This is a genomic window from Roseateles sp. FW301-B2, from assembly GCF_058788955.1.
In genome coordinates, this window is the sequence record NZ_JBYTBE010000042.1 from 35116 (window position 1) to 41942 (window position 6827).

Annotated in this window: 6 protein-coding genes; 2 read left to right on the plus strand and 4 right to left on the minus strand. The window is 70.7% G+C overall.

What is annotated here, in order from left to right:
• Position 1: 1 nt before the first annotated feature.
• Complete coding sequence (locus AC3WQY_RS21715; RefSeq protein ID WP_492710657.1) at positions 2 to 1108, minus strand: S-(hydroxymethyl)glutathione dehydrogenase/class III alcohol dehydrogenase; 1107 nt, start codon at positions 1106 to 1108, stop codon at positions 2 to 4.
• 93 nt (positions 1109 to 1201) lie between these two features.
• On the opposite strand from AC3WQY_RS21715, the gene AC3WQY_RS21720 reads away from it, so the two are divergent.
• Positions 1202 to 1609, plus strand: a complete 408-nt coding sequence (locus AC3WQY_RS21720; protein WP_285234906.1) for a CBS domain-containing protein — start codon at positions 1202 to 1204, stop codon at positions 1607 to 1609.
• Here the strand turns inward: AC3WQY_RS21720 and AC3WQY_RS21725 are convergent, their stop codons facing one another.
• From AC3WQY_RS21725 to AC3WQY_RS21735, 3 genes are read right to left on the minus strand one after another with little or no spacing between them, the layout of a single operon-like run.
• Positions 1610 to 3754: an FUSC family protein gene (locus AC3WQY_RS21725; RefSeq protein ID WP_492710652.1), complete on the minus strand. Its 2145-nt coding sequence runs from the start codon at positions 3752 to 3754 to the stop codon at positions 1610 to 1612.
• A gap of 2 nt (positions 3755 to 3756) precedes the next feature.
• On the minus strand, positions 3757 to 4701 hold the full coding sequence (gene gshB / locus AC3WQY_RS21730; RefSeq protein WP_285234904.1) for a glutathione synthase: 945 nt from the start codon (positions 4699 to 4701) through the stop codon (positions 3757 to 3759).
• Between the two features lie 22 nt (positions 4702 to 4723).
• Positions 4724 to 5899 (minus strand): benzoate/H(+) symporter BenE family transporter, encoded by a 1176-nt coding sequence (locus AC3WQY_RS21735; RefSeq protein WP_492710654.1) that lies wholly within the window; start codon positions 5897 to 5899, stop codon positions 4724 to 4726.
• 20 nt (positions 5900 to 5919) lie between these two features.
• On the opposite strand from AC3WQY_RS21735, the gene AC3WQY_RS21740 reads away from it, so the two are divergent.
• A complete protein-coding gene (locus tag AC3WQY_RS21740) occupies positions 5920 to 6702 on the plus strand; it encodes a class II glutamine amidotransferase (RefSeq protein WP_285234902.1) in 783 nt (260 codons plus the stop codon).
• The last annotated feature ends 125 nt before the right edge of the window (positions 6703 to 6827 follow it).

The following is a 6827-nucleotide window of genomic DNA, read 5'->3' on the forward strand; positions in this document are numbered from 1 at the left end:
CTCAGAACTCCACCACGGTGCGGATGGATTCGCCGCGCTTCATCAGCTCGAAGGCCTCGTTGATGCGTTCCAGCGGCAGCTTGTGGGTGATGAGCTCGTCGATCTTGAGCTTGCCGTCCATGTACCAGTCGACGATCTTGGGCACATCGGTGCGGCCGCGCGCGCCGCCGAAGGCCGAACCCTCCCACTTGCGGCCGGTCACGAGCTGGAAGGGCCGCGTGCTGATCTCGGCGCCGGCCTCGGCCACGCCGATGATGATGCTGCGGCCCCAGCCCTTGTGGGTGCACTCGAGCGCATCGCGCATCACCTTGGTGTTGCCAATGCATTCGAAGCTGTAGTCGGCGCCGCCGTCGGTGAGCTGCACAATCTCGTCCACCACGTTCGCCACCTCCTTGGGGTTGATGAAGTGGGTCATGCCGAACTGGCGCGCCAGCGCCTCGCGGCCCGGGTTCAGGTCCACGCCGATGATCTTGTCGGCGCCCACCATCTTGGCGCCCTGGATCACGTTCAGGCCGATGCCGCCCAGGCCGAACACCACCACGTTCGCACCCGCCTCCACCTTGGCGCTGAACAGCACCGCGCCCACGCCGGTGGTGACGCCACAACCGATGTAGCAGACCTTGTCGAAGGGCGCATCCGGGCGGATCTTGGCCAGCGCGATGCCGGGCACGACGATGTGGTTGGAGAAGGTGGAGGTGCCCATGTAGTGGAACACCGGCTGGCCGTTCAACGAGAAGCGCGCGCTGCCATCCGGCATCAGGCCCTTGCCCTGGGTGCTGCGGATCGCCTGGCAGAGATTGGTCTTGCGCGAGAGGCAGAACTTGCACTGCCGGCACTCCGGCGTGTAGAGCGGGATCACATGGTCGCCGGGCTTGAGCCAGCCGACGCCCTTGCCCACCTCCAGCACCACGCCCGCGCCCTCGTGGCCCAGCACCGCGGGGAAGATGCCCTCGGGATCGGCACCCGAGAGCGTGTAGTAATCGGTATGGCAGACCCCGGTGGCCTTCACTTCCACCAGCACCTCGCCCTCGCGCGGGCCGTCCAGTTCCAGGGTCTCGATGGTCAATGGGGCGCCGGCCTTCCAGGCCACCGCAGCACGGGTCTTGATCATGGGGCTACTCCAGTGAAGATGCGAGGCGCAGCATAAACGGACGCGCGACAATCTGCCCGCGCCGCGGGATGGCGCGGGGAGCAGCACAAGATGACGCGCATGCACGACCTGATGTCCAGCAACCTGGTGACGGTGGAGCTGGACGACAGCCTGGCCACGGTGAAGGAGATCTTTGATAGCTCCAGCTTCCACCATCTGCTGGTGGTGGAGGAAGGGCGCTTGTTCGGCGTGGTCTCCGACCGCGACCTGCTGCGCGCCATCAGCCCCTATGTCGGCACCATGGTGGAGACGACGCGCGACCTCGCCACGCTCAACAAGCGCGTGCACCAGGTGATGAGCCGCAAGCCGCTGACACTGCGGCCCGAGGACCCCGTCGGCGACGCGATCCGGCTGTTCCTGGAGCATGGCATCTCCTGCCTGCCCATCGTGGTGGAGGACCTCAAGCCGGTGGGCATCGTCACCTGGCGCGACGTGCTGCGGGCGCTGGCGCCGCGCTGATCAGGCGCGCGGATCAGCGTTCAAATCGGCGCGCAGCTGGCGCACCGCGCTCGCCAGCCAATGCGCCTCGCGCTCGCACAGGCGCAGGCGGCGCAGCAGCCAGGGGGTGAGGCTGACGTCGGCGCGGTGCTCGGGCCAATCGTCCTCGGTGGTTTCCAGCTTCGGCGGGGTCGGGTCTTGCCCCGCCAGGGCCTCCAGCCTGAGCGTGCCCACGCAGGCCTGCAGGGTCTGCTGCAGCGCCCGGCTGGCCTCGACCTCGTCCAGGCGCTCGGCGCGCCGGTTCAGCAGGGTCTGCACGGCACCCAGCAGGGCCATCAGGCGGTAGCCATGCGTCAGCAGCGCTTCGACATGCGCATCGGGCACGCGCACATGCTCGGGCTCCACGCGGGTGCGCTGGCCGGCCGCGGCCAGCGCCGCCAGCGCGGCATAGGCCTGCTGGCGGCTCAGGCGCTGCGCCAGCTGCTGCTGCACCTGCTGCTGATGCACGCCGGGCGCCCAGCGCAGCACATTGGCGGCGTGGCGCGCCAGGGCGCCGCACAGCTGCAGCGCCAGCCGGCCCAGGGTGCGGCGCTCCCAGGCCGGCAGCACGAAGCAGAAGGCCCAGGCCAGCAGCGCGCCCAGCACCGTGTCTGCCAGCCGCTCGCCCACCGCCGGGCTGCTGCCGGGCGCCAGCAGCAGCGGCTGCAGCAGGGCCATCAGGGTGGCGGCCGTGGCGGCCACGCGGTAGCGCACGTTCACATAGGCATGGGCCGTGCCCACCGCGGCGATGAAGGCCAGGGCCAGCAGGGCATGGCTGTGCACCTGGGCCAGCGCCAGCACCAGCAGGCAGCCGATCACGGTGCCGATGATGCGTTCGTTGCGGCGCGCGAGGGTCTGCTCCAGATTGCCGCGCAGCACCACCGCCACGCTCAGCACCAGCCAGTGCGGATGCGCCGCCCAGGGCAGCACCAGGCCCAGCGCGTAGGCGCAGGAGAGCGCCAGCGTGCCGCGCAGCGCATGGCGCAGCACGCCGGACTGCAGGGTCCAGTGCGTCTTCAGCGCCGCCAGCGGCCAGCCCTCGGGCGAGACGAACTGCTGCAGCTGCGCGGGCGTCAGGGTGGCGGCGCGGTCGGGCCCGGCCAGGCGCTCGGCCATCTGCGCCACGTCGTCCAGCATATGACCCAGGCTCGACTGCAGCGCCGCCAGCAGATGGTGGCGCGCATGGTCGGCTGCGGCGGGCACGGCGGCCAGGCGCCCGGCCAGCTCGTCGCGCCAGCCCTGCGCGGAGATCGCCGGGCAGGCGGCGCCTGTTCGCCCCACCGCGGCGGCCATGCCGTCCAGCGCGTCGGCCAGCTGGCGCAGGGTGATGGCCAGGGCGGCGCGCCAGGCCAGGCCGGCCGCGTCCTCGCCCAGCAGCGGGATGTCCAGGCGGCTCGCCAGCAGCAGGTCGCGCAGCTCGATCAGGCCTAACACCAGATCGACCTGGCGGCGGCTCTGCACCGAGGGCCGGGCGGCGAACACCTGATCGCGCGCGGCCTGCAAGGCGTCGGCCAGCGCCACGTCGTCGCGGATCGAGGCGCGCATGCTGGGGCCCTCGGCCAGCGCCTCGCCGGCGATGCGGGCGGCGCGTGAATGCAGGCGGCGCGCGCAGGCGCGCATCGCCTCCGCAATCGCCAGGTCGCGGTAGCGGCGGCGCAGCAGCCAGGCGGTGCTGCGCGCCCACAAGGCATAGAGCGAGGCGCCCAGCAGCACCCAGCCGGCATGCTGGAGCGCCTCCAGCCGCGTCAGCGGGTCTTCCCAGGCCATCGCGAACACCAGGGCCAGCACGCCCGAGAACGAGAGCGGCCCGGCGCGCGGCCCCCAGGCCATCGTCATCAGCGTGACGAAGGCGGTGAGCGCGATCAGCGCCGTCATCAATGGCGGCGACTCGCGCAGCAGGCCCACGGCCAGCGTCACCAGCGCCCCCAGCAGGGCCGCGGGGACCAAGCGCCGCAGCACCCGCTGGGGCGGGTTGGGCACGTCGGTGAGGCTGGCGCAGACCGCGCCGCCGGCCGCCGCCAGGCCCACGTCGGCGCCGAACACCGCGCTCAGCAGCGCCTGCACCAGCGCCACGCCCAGCGCCACCGTGAGGCCGTTGAGCTGGGCGGCCGTCAGGCGGCTGATCATCGTCAGAGGCTGCGCTCCAGCGCGTCGACAAACATCTTGGGCACGTCGAAGCCGGTCTGGTCGGTGATCTCCTGGAAGCAGGTGGGGCTGGTGACGTTGATCTCGGTGAGGCAGTCGCCGATCACGTCCAGGCCCACCAGCAGCAGGCCGCGCGCGGCCAGGATCGGGCCCAGGGTTTCGGCGATCTCGCGGTCGCGCGCGCTGATCGGCTGGGCCACGCCCTTGCCGCCCGCCGCCAGGTTGCCGCGCACCTCGCCGCCCTGCGGAATGCGCGCCAGGCAGAAGGGCACGACCTGCCCCCCGATCACCAGCACGCGCTTGTCGCCCTCCTTGATGGCGGGCAGGTAGCGCTGCACCATCACGGTTTCGGCGCCGCCCTTGTTGAGGGTCTCGATGATGGCGCCGAGGTTGAGGCCATCGGCCGGCACGCGGAAGATGCCCATGCCGCCCATGCCGTCCAGGGGCTTCAGGATGACGTCGCCCTGCTCGGCATGGAAGGCGCGGATCGCGGCCTCGCTGCGCGTCACCAGGGTGGGCGCGATGAACTGCGGAAACTCCAGGATGGCGAGCTTCTCCGGATGGTCGCGCAGCGCCGCGGGCTTGTTGAAGACGCGCGCGCCCTCGCGCTCGGCCTGGCCCAGCAGATGGGTGGCGTAGAAATACTCGCTGTCGAAGGGCGGGTCCTTGCGCATGATGACGGCCTGGGTATCGGCCAGCGCCAGCTCGGCGGTGGCCACCACGCTGAACCAGGCATGCGCATCGCCGGTGAGCGTGATGGCGCGCGCCGCGCGCGCCACCACCCGGCCACCGGCGCGCCAGACCAGGTCGGCGGGCTCGCAGGCCCACAGCTCATGGCCACGCCTGGCGGCCTCGCGCATCATCGCGAAGGTGGTGTCCTTGTAGGTCTTGAAGGATTCAAGCGGGTCGGCGACGAACAGGATCTTCATGGTGGCTCTGGCTGCGGATGATTTACTTGGCTCGGAAGTGTTGCACCAAAAGAGAAACCGTGCCCGCCACCACGCCCCAGAAGGCCGAGCCTATGCCCAGCATGGCCACCCCCGAGAGCGTGACCAGAAAGGTCAGGATGGCGGCATCGCGGTGCTTTTCCTCCTTCAGCGCCGCGGCCAGGCCCCCGGCGATGGTGCCCAGCAGGGCAAGACCTGCCACCGCCGCCACCAGCTCGCGCGGGAAGGCCGCCAGCAGGCCCACCACCGCGCCACCAGCCAGGCCCAGGGCGATGTAGAACACGCCGGCCATGGCGGCAGCGGTGTAGCGGCGCCGCGGGTCTTCGTGCGCCTCGCGCCCCATGCAGATCGCCGCCGTGATGGCCGCGAGGTTGAAGGCATAGCCGCCAAAGGGGGCCAGCAGCAGGGTCGCCAGGCCGGTGGTGCTGATGCTGGGCGAGATCGGGGTCTGGTAGCCGGAGGCGCGCTGGGCCGCCACGCCGGGCAGGTTCTGCGAGGCCATGGTGACGAGGAAGAGCGGCAGCGCCACGCCGATCAGCGCCGCCATGCTGAAGCGCGGGCTGGTCCAGACCGGCTGGGCCCAGGCCGAATGCCAATCGGGCACCTCGCTCATGTGCAAACGCCCCTGCCCCGCCGCCACCGCCACGCCGACCAGCAGCACGGCGGGCACCGCATAGCGCGGCCACCAGCGCCGCCCGGCCAGGTAGACGGCCGCCATCACCAGCACCAGCGTGGGGGCGGTCTTCACGCTGGCCACCGCGTCCAGGCCGAAGCGCGCCAGCACGCCGGCCAGCAGCGCCGAGGCCACCGCCACCGGGATGCGATCCATCACGCGCTCGAAGGCCTTGGTGAGGCCGGCCAGCAGGATCAGCGCGCCGCACACCATGAAGGCGCCGATGGCCTCGGGCATGCTGATGCCGGCGGTGCCGGCCAGCAGCGCCGCGCCGGGCGTGGACCAGGCGGTCAGCACCGGCTGGCGCGTCCACAGCGACAGCCCGAGGCTGGTGATGCCCATGCCCAGGCCCAGGGCCCACATCCACGAGGTGATCTGTGACGAAGTAGCACCCAGGGCCTGGGCCGCCTGGAATACGATGGCCACCGAGCTGGTGAAGCCCACCAGCACCGCCACAAATCCCGCCACGGCCGATGGGACTGAGAGATCATTGAGCCAGGTTTTCATGGCCGCAAGCATAAACAAGCATGTGTAGATTCCTGGCCTACCTGGGCGCGCCGATCTTCCTGGACGAGTTGGTATGCGCCCCCCGGCATTCGCTGGTGCGACAGTCGCTGCGCGCCGAGGAAGCCAAGGTGGTGACGAATGGCGATGGCTTCGGCGTGGGCTGGTATGGCGAGCGCGAGGCGCCGGGCGTCTACCGCGAGGTGATGCCGGCCTGGTCCGACGAGAACCTGCTGGCGTTATGCGCCAATGTGCGCTCCCGGCTGTTCTTTGCGCATGTGCGCGCGGCCACCGGCGGCGGCATTGCGCGCCAGAACTGCCACCCCTTCCATTACGGCCGCTATCTGTTCATGCACAACGGCCAGATCGGCGGCTATGGCCAGCTGCGCCGGCGCATGGAGGCGCGCATCCCCGATCACCTCTACGAACATCGCAAGGGCGCGACCGACTCCGAGCTGCTGTTCCTGCTCATCATCGCGCGCATGGAGGAAGGGCTGGACGCGCTGCGCGCCACCAGCCAGGTGCTCGGCGAGACCCAGGCGATGATGCAGCTGCTGCACATCCAGCAGCCGCTGCGCTTCTCGGCCGCGCTGGCCGATGGCGACCAGCTCTGGGCCTTCCGCTATGCCACCGACAAGCGCGCACCCACGCTCTACGTCAACCGCTCGGCGGCCGGCGTGGTGGTGGCCTCGGAGCCGCTGGAGGGCGACCCGCAGGGCTGGGAGCTGATCCCGCAGGGAGAGATGCTGCACTTCGACGCCGCGGGCCGGCGCAGCAGCGAGGCGCTGCAGGCGGTGCCGGCCTAGGGCCTGTTAACACTACGCCAATGGGTCGCGTTGTCGGCCAGAAAGGCTGCAGGCAAGGCGCAAACCGCAGCCGGGTTGGACACCCGGCGAGGATTTGCAACGCGGCCTGCGGTCTTTCTGGCCAC

What these genes read in the sequence shown, in the direction of transcription:
- AC3WQY_RS21720 (WP_285234906.1), top strand. Translation starts at nt 1,202, where the DNA reads ATGACGCGCATGCACGACCTGATGTCCAGCAACCTGGTGACGGTGGAG.
- AC3WQY_RS21725 (WP_492710652.1), bottom strand. Translation starts at nt 3,754, where the DNA reads ATGATCAGCCGCCTGACGGCCGCCCAGCTCAACGGCCTCACGGTGGCG.
- gshB (WP_285234904.1), bottom strand. Translation starts at nt 4,701, where the DNA reads ATGAAGATCCTGTTCGTCGCCGACCCGCTTGAATCCTTCAAGACCTAC.
- AC3WQY_RS21735 (WP_492710654.1), bottom strand. Translation starts at nt 5,899, where the DNA reads ATGAAAACCTGGCTCAATGATCTCTCAGTCCCATCGGCCGTGGCGGGA.
- AC3WQY_RS21740 (WP_285234902.1), top strand. Translation starts at nt 5,920, where the DNA reads ATGTGTAGATTCCTGGCCTACCTGGGCGCGCCGATCTTCCTGGACGAG.